The sequence below is a fragment of the Bacillus sp. FSL K6-0993 genome (genome assembly GCF_037977205.1).
In the GTDB taxonomy this organism is placed as follows: domain Bacteria; phylum Bacillota; class Bacilli; order Bacillales; family Bacillaceae; genus Bacillus; species Bacillus subtilis.
Genome location: NZ_CP150275.1, coordinates 797,407 through 813,695, shown reverse-complemented (window position 1 = coordinate 813,695; position 16,289 = coordinate 797,407). Strand labels below are relative to the sequence as shown.

The window sequence follows — 16,289 nt, the reverse complement described above, 5'->3', positions numbered from 1 at the left end:
AAAGCGGAGAGGTTGCCCTCTCCGCTTTTTTTATTTGACAGCAGCTCTCAATTCTTCCGCCGCAAATTCCACATTCGGGCCAATAATGACTTGAACCGATTGCCCGCCCGATTTGACAACCCCTTTTGCGCCTGCTTTCTTTAGCAGCGCTTCATCCACCAAAGCGGTATCCTTCACAGTCAGTCGCAGCCTTGTGGCGCAATGATCAATGGTTTGAAGGTTTTCTTTTCCGCCGAGCCCTTTCAGCATGATGTTTTCATTTACATCCTGAACACTATTTTCATCCAGCACTTCATCCACATCATCGTCTTCCCGTCCAGGCGTTTTTAAATTCAAAGCCTTAATCAGTACATAAAACACGATAAAGTATACTGCCGCATAGCATATACCTACCAAAAGCAGAAGCAGCGGTTTTTCTGCGATTCCATAGCTGAGCACATAATCGATAGCACCGGCTGAAAAAGAGAAGCCTGAGCGGATGCCGAGCCAGTTGACGATAAATAAAGATAACCCAGTTAAGACCGCGTGAACAGCGTATAAAAGCGGAGATAAAAACATAAATGCAAACTCAATCGGCTCCGTAATCCCTGTGATAAACGCCGTTAAAGCAAACCCAATCATCATTCCAGCCGTCGCTTTCCGTTTAGACGGCTTCGCAGTCACAACCATAGCCAGACACGCCGCCGGAAGACCGAACATCATGATTGGGAAGAATCCGGTCATATATGTGCCCGCTGTCGGATCTTTCGCGAAAAAGCGCGCCAGATCCCCTGTCACTCCGTTATATTCTCCGAATTGGAACCAGAAAATATTGTTCAGCACATGGTGAAGGCCAAGCGGAATTAACAGCCTGTTGAATAGGCCGAATATGCCTGCCCCGATACCGCCGAGCCCGAGCATCCACTCTCCAAACGAGTTTATACACGATTGAATCGGCGGCCAGACGACTCCGAATATGCCCGCTAAAATGATCGTAATAATGGCTGTTATAATCGGCACAAGCCGTCTGCCGCTGAAGAATCCGAGATATTCAGGCAGCTTGGTATCCTTGAAGCGGTTATAGGTGTAACCGGCAATTAAACCGGCAATAATTCCCCCAAACACCGCCATGTTATTTGTTTTATCAATTGTCTTTGTTGCCGCGTCAAGCATCAGATACGATATCGCCCCTGATAAACCCGCGGCCCCATTGCTGTCTTTTGAAATGCCGATGGCAATTCCGATCGCAAAAATAAGCGGCAGATGATCAAAAACCGCCGTCCCCGCCTGATAGACAAACGGGATATTAAATACATCCTCTCTGCCAAGCGCAAGGATAATTCCAACCGCAGGCAGAACCGCAATCGGGAGCATAAATGACTTCCCGAGTTTTTGTAAAAATGAAAGCATACCCATCCCCCTCATACCCTTTTTTTTCAAATATACCATATAAGATATCTAGTGATCTATACCAATTTTCCCGGGGGTATTTCTTTTTTCCCAGGTCCGTGTGTTTCCTATTTTTAAGACAGTTGTGGTAAGCTTAATCTAGATTATTTAAAAAGAAAGCGGGAATGACAGATGATTGTAACAAACGATCAAGAATTAGAAGGCCTGAAAAAAATCGGAAGAATCGTCGCGCTTGCGCGTGAAGAAATGAAGCGGAAGGCAGAGCCCGGCATGAGCACAAAAGACCTTGACCTTATCGGAAAAGCTGTGCTTGATGAGCACGGCGCCGTTTCAGCTCCTGAGAAGGAATATGATTTTCCAGGCGTGACATGCATCAGCGTAAATGATGAAGTGGCTCACGGCATACCAAGCACATCCAAAATTTTAAAAGCAGGGGACCTTGTCAACATCGACATCTCCGCTGAATTTGGCGGCTTCTATTCCGACACAGGCATCTCATTTGTGCTCGGTGAAGGAGAAGAACGTCTTCATAAGCTTTGCCAATGCGCGGAAAACGCTTTTCAAAAGGGGCTTCAGCAGGCAAAAGCGGGCAAGCGCCAAAACCAGATCGGAAGAGCCGTTTATCATGAAGCACGCTCTCAAGGCTTTACCGTCATCAAAACCCTGACCGGCCACGGAATCGGCCGAAGCCTGCATGAAGCGCCGAACCACATCATGAACTATTATGATCCGTTTGATAACGCACTGTTCAAAAATGGCACAGTCATCGCGCTTGAACCGTTTATTTCAACGAAAGCAGAAACGATTGTTGAAGCTGGAGACGGCTGGACGTTCAAGACGCCGGATAAAAGCATGGTTGCCCAAGTTGAACACACGATCGTCATCACAAAAGATGAACCGATTATCCTGACGAAACTGTAAAACACATTCCGGGCTTCTGGCAGGTTTAACCTCCTCCAATAGCAGGTAAAACATCATTATTCTGCACGAGGAGGTCTTGCAATGAACAGAGATCAAGAAAAAATCCAAATTGAAAACGAAATGAACGCGATGCATGGCACAATAAAAGAAGACATTTTAAAAGACTTTGAAGAATTTAAAGGCTACCTGAAAAAACAAGTCAACCGAGGCAAAAAGCTGGGATTGAATGACGGCAAGCTTGTAAAAAGCGCTGCGATCCTGGGAGACTACCTCGCAAAGCATGAAGAGCCGCAAAACGGTGAAGAAATGCTGCTGCAAGAGCTTTGGAGCGTTGCGGACGAAGATGAGAAAGAACATTTGGCACAGCTTCTGGTCAAATTGGTTGATAAACAATAAAACATGAGCCGGGCGATATGCGCCCGGCTTTCTTGATATTGTCACAGCCCGGCTCTTTCAGATATGCTACACTACTATTATGTCTGTGAAAGGAGCCTTTATCTGCATGTGGTTTATTATTTTCGGCATCATTTTTTTCATTGAAGGCATCATTATGACCGTTTACGGCGTTAAGAAAAAAAACGGGATGCTCACATATATCGGCATTGTTTTCGCCATTATGACATTTGGCGTTGTCATCATCAAACTAACCGGCCATTAAATCATATTCGGCTTTTGCTCCGCATATACATACAGAAGAACATTCGTACATCTAGTGCGAAAGGCTCAGTTTTCTCCGCATCTCTTTTCAGCATCTTTTTATAGATGTTACAATGCCAATCGTTTCGAAATCAGATAGGGAAAGGAGTTTTCTGACATGCATTACGGCAGTAAAGGCTGGTATGTGGCAGAACTAAAAAAGCAGGGGATCACGCACCATGAGGGAAGAAAGCTTCAAAGCTATAAAACCTATTTTCTTGCCAACCTGCTTGAAACAAAGAAAAAACAATCTTAAATATGGCAAAGCCGCGCACGTTGATATGCGCGGCTTTTTTTTTCTATTCAACCGGCAGCAGCCTGCCCTTTTTTTTCATAAAGGACGCTCTCCAGCTTTCCGATAGTGCAGCCTCACTTAAAATCCGTTCAATGGCGGTGAGATTTTTTGCATCATGGTAGTTGATACGGTTGGCGAACTGGACGGATATGCCCTTCTCTCCTCTGGACAGCAATTCAAGGTTCGCGCCGGGAGACACCCTGCCCTCCTCCAGCACGCGAAAATAAAACCCTGTATAGCCAGTTTGCTGGACCTTCAGCACCATTTCTTTTACACCAAACTTTTTCGCCAGCTTTACACACGGCTGGCGCGGCTGGCTGACCTGAACAACAGCTTCATCAAGCCTGAACACATCCCCGATGCAAACATTCTCCTCAGTCAGGCCCGCGACCGTCAGATTTTCTCCAAATGCGGCATTTGACAGCGGTCTTGAGAGGAACTCTTCCCAAAACGGATAATGCTCCGCCGGGTAGACACAGACAGCCTTATCAGGTCCGCCGTGGTTGACGAGGTCCGCCTGTCCGTCTCCTTCAAAATTCTCCCGATACAGCATGACGGCTGATTCAGCCGGCCGCTTCATGATGCCGGTTTCGATTTTCTTTCCGTCATATTCAAGCGTCTGCGGTTTTCCCAGATTAAGAGAAAGAACTGAATAGCGCTCTGGTTTCATACAAACACATCCCCTTTACAGGTTGTAAAATGATTGATTATCATAAAAAGAAAAGGTGGTTTTTACATGCTTCAATACCGAATCATTGTAGACGGCCGGGTTCAAGGTGTGGGCTTTCGCTATTTTGTTCAAATGGAAGCTGATAAGCGAAAACTGGCCGGCTGGGTCAAAAACCGTGATGACGGGCGTGTCGAGATTTTGGCAGAGGGTCCGGAAAACGCCCTGCAATCGTTTGTTGAGGCTGTAAAGAACGGAAGCCCTTTCTCAAAGGTTACCGACATCTCTGTGACTGAATCCCGCAGCCTTGAAGGCCATCAGCGATTTTCTATTGTTTACTCATAAGGCTTATCTTGATAAAAGTAATTCGGCTTAACGATTGAGTTATCATAGGATCGGTGGAAGATATGAGTGGCAGCGGGTGAAATTGGCGGAATCAGCCACGTCCAATCCCCCGTCAGCTTTCTGCCCGCTTCTTCCTCCTGTTCTTCAAACCGTTTAAACTGGCTTGCCGCTGTATGATGGTCAACGATGCTGACACCCTGCTTTTTATACGAGTACAGCACAGCTTTATTCAATTCAACTAGCGCTTGATCCTTCCATAAATCCGTATTGTAATCAGCGGCGATGCCGATCACGGACGCTACTTTTTTGAGCTTGTCGTACCGCTTTTCATCTGCGAGGTTTCTCGCTCCGATCTCCGTGCCCATATACCAGCCGTTAAATGGCGCGGCATTATAATGAATGCCCCCGACCTCAAGCTTCATATCAGAGATGATAGGCACGCCGTACCACTTCAGCTCCAAATCAGAAAACGCCTCGATGTCCGGATGTGTGATTGGAACCTCGATCACAAGTGAAGCCGGCAGCTCATACCAGACAGGCTGTTTGTCGCCTTTCATGCGAAAAATGAGCGGCAGAAGGTCAAAATCCGTTCGTTCTCCGCGCCAGCCGAGCTCTTCGCAGGCTGCTGTCAGGGAACAGGAAGCCGGGTCTCCGATTCTTTCTCCGTCTGACTCATATCCAGCGTACCGGATCAGTTGATGATTCCAGATCTCGACTTGCTTTTCACCCTTCTCTTCCGGAGGGAAAATCGTAATGGTCGGTCTGATTTTCCCGTTATTGGTGGCGGTTTCAATATGGTGAAAGAGGGCATCACGCACCTCCTCCTTCGTCCGGACGTCTCGTCTGTCGATAACATTCAGCGAATTCCAGAACAATCTGCCGATGCAGCGGTTGCTGTTTCTCCAAGCCATTTTCGCTCCGTGCTCCAGCTCTTCCTTCGTATGTACATAGCTTCCGGTCAGGTCAATTTCGCTTTTAATGTCCTCGAGACGGTCTTTCACTTCCTCCTCCTTTCCCAATTCCTGATAGCATGCGGCAATAAACGCTTTCGCTTCGTTCCAGAGTATTTCTTTTTCTTCCAACAAACTCTCCCCTTCACATCACTTCATGCTTTTCATTGTATCGTTTTTAAGCGGCAAGACAAATGATTTTTCTGCAACTTCCTGGAAAACAATAAAAAACACCCGCGTGGTGCGGGTGTCAAATAGACGATAACCGATTTGCCAATTCAGTTAAGTCACTTCGAAAGTTTTTGCCGGTCATCGGTATGCCGTGCCCGGTCAATAACGCTTCCGGTTCAAGACCGGCCAGCTTTAGAATGGACTCCGCGGCCGTCTCTGTGTCAGGCGTGAAATAAGCCGGCGGACCGTGAAGCTCCTGTTTTTGTATCAAGACGTCAGCCATTTTCTCCTGTTCCACTGTAATAACAGCATCACCTGCCACAAGCACGCGGCCGTCATCGCGGAATAACGAAATATGGCCCGGCGTGTGTCCTGGTGTCGCAATCCACATCCACTCGTCAAGAAAGGGGACTGAACCGTCTTCCGGCAGTGCCTGGACATGTGAGGAAATATCGATGGAGTGCCGCGGAAACAGCGGCGACAGCTTGGCGACCAGCCCGCTCTTGCTGTCAGGACGAGCCGGAGGATAATCTTCTTTACCTGTTACATAGGGCATTTCCCGAGAATGGACATAAACAGGTACATCCCAATGTTCAAGGATCTCTTCGATTGCCCCAATATGGTCAAAGTGCCCGTGTGTGAGGATAATCGCCTTCAGCTGAAACCCTTCACCGAATCTTTGTTTGGCTTCATTGACAATCATGCCGGCTGATTGAGGCATGCCGGCATCAATTAAAACAAATGAGTGAGGTTCAGAAGGCAGCTGAATAAAATAAACATTCGCAATTTGCACAGTCAGGCCGTGCACACCTTTTGCCGCTTCGAACCCCGTTCCGCTTCTGACTGAAGTCAGCGGCATATAAGGATCACTCATAATGACACCTCCGGAATGTTGTATGCCGTTAGTGTGTGTCATTACGCCTGAATTATCATACGGAAATAGAGATCGCACCGATCAATAGAGCGATAGCCGTCATGACGATCACTGCGAGAACCGCCCATTTCAATGCGAATTTTTGATGGTCATCAATAGAAACTCCGACGAGTCCGACAAGCAAATGAGTGGATGGCACAAGCGGACTCAGCATATGAATCGGCTGGCCGATAATAGAGGCTCTGGCAATTTCCACTTTATCCACACCGTATGCGACAGCTGTTTCTGATAAAATCGGCAGCACCCCGTAGAAATACGCGTCATTCGGCATCAAGAATGTGAAAATGCCGCTTGTTAAAGCAACAATCGCCGGGATCAATCCGCCCATTTGTTCCGGTATCATGGACACGAGCGAGATCGCCATTTCATCAACCATTTTCGTGCCTGTCAAAATCCCCGTGAACACCCCCGCGGCAAAAATCATTGAACCGATAGCCAGCACGTTGCTGGAATGCGCCGCGATGCGCTGTCTCTGATGCTCGAGATTGGGATAATTCACAATCAGCGCAATACAAAACGCAATGACAAACAGTACGGTTAAACTGACTTTACCCGATACTAAACATCCTATTAAAGAAAGCGTTAACAATAAATTGAACCACCAAAGCTTCGGCCGCTTCCACTCATCTTCAACCGCAGCAGCCGGTTCATTGGCATTGGCCGGCTGTTTCAGTTCAATCACACCAAGGCGCTTTCGTTCCGCTTTTCCAAGCACATACGCAACCGCCACCATACAAAGCATCCCGCTTGCAATGACAGGAATCATCGGCCCTGTAAGCTCAGCTGGATCAACCCCCAGCGCACTCGCCGCCCTCGGCGTCGCACCACCCCATGGAATCGTGTTCATGATTCCCATGCCGACTCCCGCGATTCCCGCCAAGATAATTGGCCGGATGCCTAGCAGCAAATAGAGCGGAAGCATGGCGCTTGTCGTAATCATGTACGTTGTCGAGCCATCTCCGTCCAAGGCGACAAGCATTGTAAGAACCGCTGTCCCGACAACAATTTTTAAAGGGTCTCCTTTGACCATGCTTAAAATTTTGCCAACCATCGGATCAAACAGGCCTGTATCAATCATAATTCCAAAATATAAGATCGCAAACATAATCATGACCGCAGTCGGCGCGACTTGTTGAATCCCCGAAATCATCATGTCCCCAACTTCAGTAAATCCAAATCCGGCGATAAGCGCAAACACAATCGGCGTCAAAACCAATGCTGTTAAAACAGAAAGCCGTTTTGTCATGATCAATGCCATAAACACAAGCATCATGAGAAAGCCTAAGATTGCTAACACATCCATTCCCCCTTAATGAATCCGCTTACATTTTTTTCTCCCTTACTCCCCTTTTTGTCTTGCCTTTTTGCCATCGTATGGGAAAACAAATCGCAAGTAAATAATTTGGTTTTTTTGTATTTTTAATTTTTTAAAACCGTTTTGTTCTTTTTGATCAATTTTCGGCATGAAAAAAATCCCGGGATGCCGGGATTTTAATTTCCTGTCATGATGCTTTGATAAAAAGCAGATTGCTCTTCTAAAAACCGTTTCGTTTCCCTGCTGTTTAAATAAAAGCTTTCCCAGTCCTGTTCGTTTATTTTCCGCTTCCATTCAGGTGAAGAGGTGACCTCCTTTAGCGCTTGATCCCAGTAAGAAATCTCTTCCTCAGACATATTTTTCGGGCCCAAAATCCCTCTCCAATGAGAAAAAACAAACGGGATTCCCTGCTCCTTCCACGTCGGTACATTTGGAAAACCGGGAAGTCTTTTATCAGACGTTACAGCCGCTAACGTAATATCGCCATTTCGTTCATATGGTTTCGCTTCAGAAAGTGTCATGGAAGCCGCTTCTATCTCATGTCTGATCAGCGCCTGAATGAGCTGTTCACTGCTGTCATACTGTGAGAATTGAATGTCAAACGGGTCAATGCCGTACATATCTGCCGCTCTGACGAACGAGAGCTGATCATCGTTGCCAAACCCCGGGGCAAAGCCGATTCTCACCTTGCCAGGATGCATGTTGATCTCATTCAGCACATCCTTGCCATTTGTTAACGCTGCCCCTTTTGGCAATGCAACCGTCTGCCATTCCTTGGAGAGAATGGCGAGCGGCGTAAAATCGGACATTTTTAATTTGCTTTGCCCGAGAAGATCATTGCTCAATATTAGGCTGGACGTCATGCTGATGGTTTGTTTGCTGCTTTTGTTGACATATTTCCAGCCTTTCTCTCCCCCGCCGCCGGGTTTATAGACGATATGAACATCACCCTTCACGATCTGCTTCTGCCTCAAAACAGATTGGATCGCCTGCGCTGTGACATCCCAGCCGCCAGAAGGCTCAGCGGGGACGACAATTTCTATCGGCCCGTCCGGCAGGCGCGGCGCAGCCGCCTGCCTGATATCACCCTGCATAAAGATCAATAGAAAAATCAATAATATTATAGATTTTTTCATATCTAATCCGCCGCCAAATAATATTTTCTCTCCGGCCTGCCGATAATCCCGTATTCAAGCTCGGCTCTTGCTTCTTCCTTTGACACAAGGTACTCGGCATAACGGCGGGCAGTTGTTCGTGACGCCCCCATTTTTTCCCCAAGTTCCTCCGCTGTCAATCCTTCTGACGCAGTCTGAAGCGCTTCCTTAATTTTTCGCAGTGTAATCGAATTAATGCCAGTCGGCAAATCCTCTGCCGGCAAAGCTGTCTTCACACCGTTCCCAAAAATATGGTCGATCATCGATTGGCTGACCTCCGGCTGAGACATGAGCAGCTTCCTTTTTTCTTTATACTGAAGCAGCACCTGCCTGAACTTGTCAGCCGTTACGGGTTTGATCAAATAGTGGGCAATCCCCGCTCTTAGCGCTTCCTGCAAATGCCGGGTTTCTGTTGCCGCTGTGATAATCATAATGTCCACTTCAGGAAATCGGCTTCGTATATCAGGAATCAACGCGGTCCCAAGCTCGTCCGGCATATAAATATCCAGCAGAAGCAAATCAGCCTTGTGTTCCTTCAAAAGCGCCAATGTCTCTTTTGCGTTAGCCGCCTTGCCGATAATCTTGAATCCATCAAGCTGTTTAATCAATCTCTCATGGATTTGCGCAACTCGAAAATCATCCTCCGCAATCGCGATGTGAATCAAATGGATTCCCCCTTTGTTTCTCCTTCGGTATAAACACAGTGAATACCGCCCCGCCAGTTTTTTGATTCGCCAGTTCGATCCAGCCGCCCAGTTCACGCACTGAGTCTTTCACATTGGCCAGACCGTAGCCTCTCCTCATCCCCTTTGAAGAATAGCCTCTCTCAAACACTTCTTCCATCTTATCTGGCGGCACACCGGGCCCTGTGTCTGATACTTCAATGACAATGTCATGGCCCATATCCGTGATAAAAAACAAAACTTCCTTCACGCTTTGCTCCGCTACAGCTTCGAAAGCGTTATCAATTAAATTGCCGATAATTGTAATAAGATGGGACAAGCCGATATGTGCAGGAAGAGGCGCGAGTGAGCTGTTCTCATCAATCATCAGCTTGACCTTCTTTTCCGATGCCTTGCTTATTTTCCCTAACAAAATGGCCTGCACCTGTTGCGAATGAATGTTATGGAATAAAAGATCATGCTGTTCATTTTGTATCGCATATTCCTCTTTAATCAGATCAATGGCTTCATCATACTCCCCAAGTTCAAGCAGCCCTAAAATCGCATAAAGCTTATTTGAAAATTCATGAGTCTGCGCCCTGAGATCCTCAGAATATTTGCGAACCTCTGTCAATGTGTCGATCAGCTTCTTCAGCTCTGTTTTCTCCCTGAAGCTGACGACAATCCCATATGCCTGCCCGCCTTGATTCATCACTTTCGTATTGATAATAAACACTTGATCGTTGACGCTTACCTCTTGGTTCGGCAGCATTTCTCCTTGTTCAAGCACAGACATCAGCCCTGCTCCCGGCATGACGTCATCTATAGGAAGATGGATCACAGGCTCAGGCAGCTTCAGCATCTCGGCCGCCGATACGTTCATCATGGTGACGACGCCTTCACGATTGGTGGCAATAATCCCTTCTCGAATCGCGAAAAGCATTGCGTTCCTCTCACGATATAGAGCCGCGATCTCATGCGGTTCAAGCCCAAGCGTATCCTTTCTGATGCTTTTCGCCAGCACGGCGGCGCCAATAAATCCGAGCAGCAACACAAGCACAGCAATCACACTCAAATTTCTCAAATGCTTTTTGATGCTTTGCTCTGTCTCCGTTTGCAGAAAATCAACAGATACGCTGCCGATCACTTGGCTGTATCCCTTTTGTTCTTTTATAATCGGCGCGCTCCCTCTGATCACTCTTCGTCCATCCGCTTTTGTTTCAGAAACATGCGAACCGCCAAACAAAATTTCTCTGCTGCGCTCCAGTTTCTTTAATCCGCTTTTTAAAGAGGCGCTGCGAATGTCTCCTTTTTCGTCCAAAACATAAATGGCAAACGCGCCAGTCTGTTCTTTCATTTGTTCAATGACCTCTTGCGTCTCAGCCGCATGTCCGCCTTTTCTCTCAATGAGCTCTTTAACCGGCGGCATATAGGAAATGGTTCTCGCCGTTTGAACCGCCAGCTGCTCTGCCTGTCTCCGTTCTCCCTGTGTATGCTGAACGGCTAACGTAATAGTCAGCACACCAATGACAAAGACCAGCAGAGCCGCAATCAGCCCCATTATTTTTGTTTGCAGGGAAAAATGGAACCGCTTTTTCACCACAGCACCAGCCGTCCTTTCTACCTAGATCATATCATTTTTATAGGGAATTTTCTCATTTTTCAAAATCCGTTTTCTTGCGAAGGAGTGAAAATAAAAAAAAGGCAGACCGCGTCTGCCTTTTTCTTTCTACCATATTCCTAGTACTTTCCACCATAATCCGCCGATCACAAGCCATACGATGATATGAACAATCGACAGAATAAATCCGATGGACCACCATTTGCCTTGTGGGATGTAGCCTGCTCCGAAGAAGACCGGAGCCGCTCCAGAACCGTAGTGAGTCGTTGACCCGAACAGGTTGCTGATGAACGCGAGGCTCAGCGCTGCTAAAAGCGGCGGTGCGCCCGCTGCCACGACGACAGCCAAAAATGCTGAATACATTGCACTGATGTGGGCTGTCGCACTTGCAAAGAAATAGTGAGAGTAATAATACACAACAATTAAAATGATGAATGCCACAATCCAAGAGAACCCTGATACGGATGATTTCATGGCATTACTGAACCAAGACACCATGCCTAATTCATTCAAGAAGTTGGCGAGCATGACAAGTGCCGCAAACCAAGTGAGCGTATCCCAAGCGCCCTGTTCTTTCTTGATATCATCCCAAGTCAGAACCTGTGATAATAAGAGAACGGCCAAACCGATCAATGCGGTTGTGGTTGCGTCGATGTTGAAGCTGCCGCCAAAAATCCACAGCACAAGCACCAAAAGAAACACGATAACCATGGAAAGCTCTGATTTTTTGAATGGTCCCATTTCTTTCAGTTTTTCTGTTGCGATTTTCGCCGCATCCGGTGTTTCTTTGATTTCCGGCGGATACAGCTTGTAAATCACAAGCGGCGTGATGATTAAGCTTACAAGTCCCGGTACAATCGCGGCAATTGCCCAGCTTGTCCATGTTAAGTCCACCCCTGCGACATCATGGGCCAGCTTGGCAATCAGCGGGTTCGCCGCCATCGCTGTCAGGAACATAGCAGATGTGATCAGATTCCCCTGAAAACCGGTTTTTAATAAGAATGCACCGATTTTTCTCTCTGTTCCATTTGCCGGGCTTGATCCGAATGTTTCGGATAATGATCTGATAATAGGAAATATAATGCCTCCTGCACGCGCCGTATTACTTGGAATAGCAGGTGAAAGTATTAAATCACTGAATAGCAGTGAATAAGAAAGTCCAAGGGTTTTTTTCCCGAATTTCTGAACGAATACATACGAAATTCTCGCACCGAGCCCGGTTTTGATAAATCCCCGGGAAATAAAGAATGCGATAACGATAAGCCAAATGGTCTTATTCCCAAATCCGCTTAATGTATCCTCAATTGATAGTGTTCCAGTTAGTGCAGTAACCGCCAATGCAAAAATTGCAATTGCACCCATTGGCAAGGGCTTGGAGATAAAGCCGATAATTGTCGCGACAAAAATCGCAAACAAATGCCAAGCTTTAGGTTCAAGTCCGGACGGAGCGGGAATAAACCAGATGATTAGTCCCACAGCGACAGTAATAAGCAATGGAACAAGCTTTACTGCTGACTGTTTTCCTGCGTCTTTTTCTGAAGCCATAAATAGGTCTCCTCCTATATACTTGTTTTCCGATCCCCTTTTCCATTCTACTCCTTAACTAAGTTAATAAACATTTTAATTAATTAAAAAACACAAAGGTTAGCACCCTTTGTGTTTTTCACTTTCTTAATTTAATTTACCCGCACCCGCTTGATTTATAACATTTGATTTCACATTAGCAGAAGCATCAATCGATCCATGCAGAGACGGCGTCCAGCCGACAGAAGAGCTCAACCCGTTTGCAGCCGATGCGTTGATCTGTGTGCCGTTCAGCAACGTGCCGGAGTCATATAAAGCCGTTCCCCCGCTGAATACGCTGATCGTTTTAGCAGCTGACAGTCCCGGTACGTCAATGACATTGTTTTGGGCATAGATTTTAGATGACTTTCCGATTCCCCATGCATAGCTGAAAGGATAACTTGAAGAGCTTGTGCTTCCTTCATAATAGTTGTTGTATACGTGCACTTGCCCGAAGCGGACTCTCGGCGCGCGCTGGACAATATTTTTATAGCGGTTATGATGCAGCGTAATTTTTAATTTGCCGTCATCGGAGGTTTTGCTGTCACTTGATCCGAAAATGGAGCTTTTATCATGATCGTGATAATAGTTGTAAGACATCGTGATATAGTTAGCACCGTTGGAAGCATCCGTTTGGCCGTCATGGTGCTGATATTTTCTTCCATAATATTTCGGCGATGTGCTGTCCGGACGCGAACCGTCATTAAATGTACAGTGATCAATCCAGATGTGTGTGCCGCCGTTTATCGTGATGTTGTCGTATTGTGAGTTCCAGTTCCCTGAGCTTCCGTCAGTCGGATCCCATTGCGGAAAATAGTCATAGGCATCCTGGAATTCAATGTTGCGAATAATGACGTTATCACTCTTGATTTGGAAGTTTCCGCCCACGACTTTAGCGTTAGTCCCTGAACCGACGATCGTCGTGTTTGCAGGAATATCCACCATGACCTGTGCTTTTTGGTTTTTCTGAGAGCGTGCTCTCGCTTCTTCTTGTGTTCCCGACGGCTCTTTTTTGCCCCATGTGCTAGGATCATAGGCTTTCAAATATTTGTCCAAATCATACTCCGGATCTTTATAGTCATTTAGACCAAGCGGCTTCAGATTGTCATCTACGTTCATGTCAATCGTTCCCTTGATATAAATGATTTTTGGCGTTGTGTTCGTTTCCTTCCCTAATGCCGAGACAAGCTGGTTTCTGTTGCTGACGGTATACACATTTGAGGACGATGCTTTTGACCCGCCTGTCGTGCCGGTCGAGTACGCGCCCCATCCATCATTGGATCCCAACGTCTGGTGGCCTAAATCAGCTGCGTTCGCGCCAGCTGGAGTCAATCCTAAAAACAAAGCCGTAGCTAACATCACTTTTTTCATCCACTATGTACCCCCATTTTCTATTTTGTGAGATTTTATTCCAATTTATCACAAAAATATAATAGCAAATTGAGGGACATCCAGAACCGAAAATGTTCCGCTATCCTATTGCGGCATTCTGCAAAATACCACCGCAAAGACCGCAAAAAAACCAAAAGGCCGTCATGGCCTTTTGGTTTTTTCTTTGCTTTATGCCCAAGCTTTCACTTTTTCGTTATCTGTCACAAAGAGAAGCACTTTTCCTTCATCTAAGCGTTTTTCAAATTGAGCGGCTTCATCTTCAGAAAAACCGATTTCGTGAATTTTATTGCGGAGCTCGTCTCCTTTTTTATTGAAGATATTTCCCACCGCGTGCTTGAAACCTGTTTCTTTGGCTCCGATCGTATTGGCATTCGTGTTGTCTGCCAGGCGTTCCGTTCTGTCATCGTCGTGAGCTAAGACGTATACATCCTCTTTCGCAACACCCATTTTCTGTAATTCCTCTACATCCTTCATGAGCTGTTCGTCATTTGTATACTCTTTTACAACTGGTTTCATGTCGATATTCCTCCTTCATGTTTTCTATATTTCTTTCATACCCGATCGTCTGTACCTGAAACAGATTCCAGAACATTAAAGAGAAAAACAGGAGGAATGGTAGTAGCTATTTGTTTTCCGTCCATGGTAAAGTGATAGGAACGGGACCTATTTTCAGAAAAATCAAAATTAAAGAGAAGCCGCTGCACGGAGCACACGACCATGAAATGCTGCCTTTATCCGTACGAGCAGGAGGTATGTCTAATGCAATACTTTTCACCAGAACAGCAATACAATGCTTGGATTGTGAGTGATTTAGTCAAACAGATTTTCCATAAGCGTGCCGGATGTTCACCAGGAATTCACGAGCTTGCGGTTTTTGCCGAGGAACATTTTCATATCGATATCGACTTTGTTTTCTCGATTATCATGAATATCGGCGACATTGAATTTGCACTAACAGATGAAATAGAAAAGAAATTGTCCGGTTATCTCAGCACTCTCCTTCCTTATGTCACTGCTGATATGTTCGAAACCTCTAAAGCCAACGCCCATGCGTTTTTGTCTCGAAGACACGGTAACGCTGCATACCACTTATTTGTGTCTGATGATGCTTTCATGAGAAAGCAGTAAAAAACGCAGCTTTCTTTACTAAAAAAATATTGACATGATAAGCCATGCTATTATAGTGTTACATGTGATAATGATTCTCATTACTAAATCTGAAAAAAGGAAGAATGACATGCGCACCTATTCTAACAAGTTGATTGCCATCATGAGTGTTTTATTGCTCGCCTGCCTCATTGTATCCGGCTGTTCATCAAGCCAGAATAACAACGGAAGCGGCGAAAGCAAGTCTAAAGATTCCAGAGTGATCCATGACGAAGAAGGAAAAACGACAGTAAGCGGCACACCTAAGCGGGTGGTTGTGCTTGAGCTTTCATTCTTAGATGCCGTTCACAATCTCGGCATTACGCCGGTGGGCATCGCCGATGACAACAAAAAAGATATGATTAAAAAGCTTGTCGGCAGCTCCATTGATTACACATCTGTAGGCACACGCAGCGAACCCAATCTTGAGGTCATCAGTTCCTTGAAGCCTGATTTAATCATCGCTGACGCTGAGCGCCATAAAAACATTTATAAACAGCTGAAACAAATCGCTCCGACAATTGAATTAAAAAGCCGTGAAGCGACATATGACGAAACGATCGACAGCTTTACGACCATTGCTAAAGCATTAAATAAAGAAGATGAAGGAAAAGAAAAGCTTGCCGAGCACAAAAAAGTCATCAACGATCTAAAAGCCGAACTTCCGAAAGATGAAAACCGCAACATCGTTCTCGGCGTTGCAAGAGCGGATTCCTTCCAGCTTCATACATCATCATCCTATGACGGAGAAATCTTTAAAATGCTAGGCTTTACACACGCTGTGAAGTCAGATAACGCCTATCAAGAGGTCAGCCTCGAGCAATTGAGCAAAATCGATCCTGATATTTTGTTCATCTCAGCCAACGAAGGCAAAACCATTGTAGACGAGTGGAAAACGAACCCGCTCTGGAAAAATCTCAAAGCGGTGAAAAATGGACAAGTCTATGATGCGGACCGTGACACTTGGACAAGATTCAGAGGCATCAAGTCTAGTGAAACAAGCGCCAAAGATGTGCTTAAAAAAGTGTATAATAAATAGGACAAATGAGAAGCGAGGGGAAATCCTTG

19 protein-coding genes are annotated in these 16,289 nt (G+C 46.0%); 7 read left to right on the top strand and 12 right to left on the bottom strand.

Translation table 11 applies throughout. The annotated features are described in order from the left end of the window. Positions 1–30 precede the first annotated feature (30 nt). Positions 31–1,389: an N-acetylglucosamine-specific PTS transporter subunit IIBC gene (gene nagE / locus MHH79_RS04180; RefSeq protein WP_340035007.1), complete on the bottom strand. Its 1,359-nt coding sequence runs from the start codon at positions 1,387–1,389 to the stop codon at positions 31–33. A 171-nt stretch (positions 1,390–1,560) separates the two neighbouring features. Between nagE and map the strand changes: the two genes are divergently transcribed. From map to MHH79_RS04160, 4 genes are all read left to right on the top strand, one after another. Further along, positions 1,561–2,310 carry a type I methionyl aminopeptidase gene (gene map / locus MHH79_RS04175; RefSeq protein ID WP_003233698.1) on the top strand — a complete coding sequence of 250 codons (750 nt, stop codon included), beginning with the start codon at positions 1,561–1,563 and terminating at the stop codon, positions 2,308–2,310. A gap of 81 nt (positions 2,311–2,391) precedes the next feature. Then, a complete protein-coding gene (locus MHH79_RS04170) occupies positions 2,392–2,706 on the top strand; it encodes a DUF3243 domain-containing protein (RefSeq protein ID WP_015383089.1) in 315 nt (104 codons plus the stop codon). Between the two features lie 106 nt (positions 2,707–2,812). Beyond that, complete coding sequence (locus tag MHH79_RS04165) at positions 2,813–2,968, top strand: hypothetical protein (RefSeq protein WP_063335680.1); 156 nt, start codon at positions 2,813–2,815, stop codon at positions 2,966–2,968. Between the two features lie 156 nt (positions 2,969–3,124). Then, positions 3,125–3,262, top strand: coding sequence for a YflJ family protein (locus tag MHH79_RS04160; RefSeq protein ID WP_003239885.1), 138 nt, complete (start codon positions 3,125–3,127; stop codon positions 3,260–3,262). Positions 3,263–3,305: 43 nt separating this feature from the next. On the opposite strand, the gene MHH79_RS04155 is transcribed toward MHH79_RS04160, so the two are convergent. After that, positions 3,306–3,971 (bottom strand): MOSC domain-containing protein, encoded by a 666-nt coding sequence (locus MHH79_RS04155; RefSeq protein ID WP_100506781.1) that lies wholly within the window; start codon positions 3,969–3,971, stop codon positions 3,306–3,308. A 66-nt stretch (positions 3,972–4,037) separates the two neighbouring features. Here MHH79_RS04155 and MHH79_RS04150 point away from each other — a divergent pair, with 66 nt between their 5' ends. Beyond that, positions 4,038–4,313, top strand: a complete 276-nt coding sequence (locus MHH79_RS04150) for an acylphosphatase (protein WP_100506780.1) — start codon at positions 4,038–4,040, stop codon at positions 4,311–4,313. On the opposite strand, the gene nosA is transcribed toward MHH79_RS04150, so the two are convergent. From nosA to MHH79_RS04100, 10 genes are all read right to left on the bottom strand, one after another. Then, positions 4,304–5,395 carry a nitric oxide synthase gene (nosA, locus tag MHH79_RS04145; RefSeq protein WP_340035006.1) on the bottom strand — a complete coding sequence of 364 codons (1,092 nt, stop codon included), beginning with the start codon at positions 5,393–5,395 and terminating at the stop codon, positions 4,304–4,306. The genes MHH79_RS04150 and nosA overlap by 10 nt on opposite strands. A gap of 118 nt (positions 5,396–5,513) precedes the next feature. Beyond that, the gene (locus MHH79_RS04140; protein WP_015383086.1) at positions 5,514–6,308 is read right to left on the bottom strand and encodes an MBL fold metallo-hydrolase; all 795 of its coding nucleotides are present in this window, start codon (positions 6,306–6,308) and stop codon (positions 5,514–5,516) included. 55 nt (positions 6,309–6,363) lie between these two features. Continuing rightward, positions 6,364–7,665, bottom strand: coding sequence for a citrate transporter CitM (gene citM, locus MHH79_RS04135; RefSeq protein ID WP_003242978.1), 1,302 nt, complete (start codon positions 7,663–7,665; stop codon positions 6,364–6,366). 42 nt (positions 7,666–7,707) lie between these two features. Then, positions 7,708–7,833, bottom strand: coding sequence for a hypothetical protein (locus MHH79_RS04130; RefSeq protein WP_015383084.1), 126 nt, complete (start codon positions 7,831–7,833; stop codon positions 7,708–7,710). A gap of 26 nt (positions 7,834–7,859) precedes the next feature. Next, positions 7,860–8,819, bottom strand: coding sequence for a tripartite tricarboxylate transporter substrate binding protein (locus MHH79_RS04125; RefSeq protein ID WP_063335675.1), 960 nt, complete (start codon positions 8,817–8,819; stop codon positions 7,860–7,862). A 2-nt stretch (positions 8,820–8,821) separates the two neighbouring features. Continuing rightward, positions 8,822–9,502 carry a two-component response regulator CitT gene (gene citT / locus MHH79_RS04120; RefSeq protein ID WP_003242754.1) on the bottom strand — a complete coding sequence of 227 codons (681 nt, stop codon included), beginning with the start codon at positions 9,500–9,502 and terminating at the stop codon, positions 8,822–8,824. Continuing rightward, the gene (yflR, locus tag MHH79_RS04115; protein ID WP_309529788.1) at positions 9,474–11,102 is read right to left on the bottom strand and encodes a two-component sensor histidine kinase CitS; all 1,629 of its coding nucleotides are present in this window, start codon (positions 11,100–11,102) and stop codon (positions 9,474–9,476) included. Before yflR ends, citT begins: the two co-directional genes overlap by 29 nt. A 126-nt stretch (positions 11,103–11,228) precedes the next feature. Next, positions 11,229–12,665, bottom strand: a complete 1,437-nt coding sequence (locus MHH79_RS04110) for an anion permease (protein ID WP_003233725.1) — start codon at positions 12,663–12,665, stop codon at positions 11,229–11,231. 126 nt (positions 12,666–12,791) lie between these two features. Then, a complete protein-coding gene (locus MHH79_RS04105) occupies positions 12,792–14,054 on the bottom strand; it encodes a pectate lyase (protein WP_340035005.1) in 1,263 nt (420 codons plus the stop codon). 189 nt (positions 14,055–14,243) lie between these two features. Next, on the bottom strand, positions 14,244–14,591 hold the full coding sequence (locus MHH79_RS04100) for a general stress protein (protein ID WP_003233729.1): 348 nt from the start codon (positions 14,589–14,591) through the stop codon (positions 14,244–14,246). A gap of 243 nt (positions 14,592–14,834) precedes the next feature. Between MHH79_RS04100 and MHH79_RS04095 the strand changes: the two genes are divergently transcribed. Further along, positions 14,835–15,203: a YfmB family protein gene (locus tag MHH79_RS04095; RefSeq protein ID WP_003233730.1), complete on the top strand. Its 369-nt coding sequence runs from the start codon at positions 14,835–14,837 to the stop codon at positions 15,201–15,203. 109 nt (positions 15,204–15,312) lie between these two features. Beyond that, on the top strand, positions 15,313–16,260 hold the full coding sequence (yfmC, locus tag MHH79_RS04090) for a Fe(3+)-citrate ABC transporter substrate-binding protein YfmC (protein ID WP_049140630.1): 948 nt from the start codon (positions 15,313–15,315) through the stop codon (positions 16,258–16,260). Positions 16,261–16,289 lie beyond the last annotated feature (29 nt).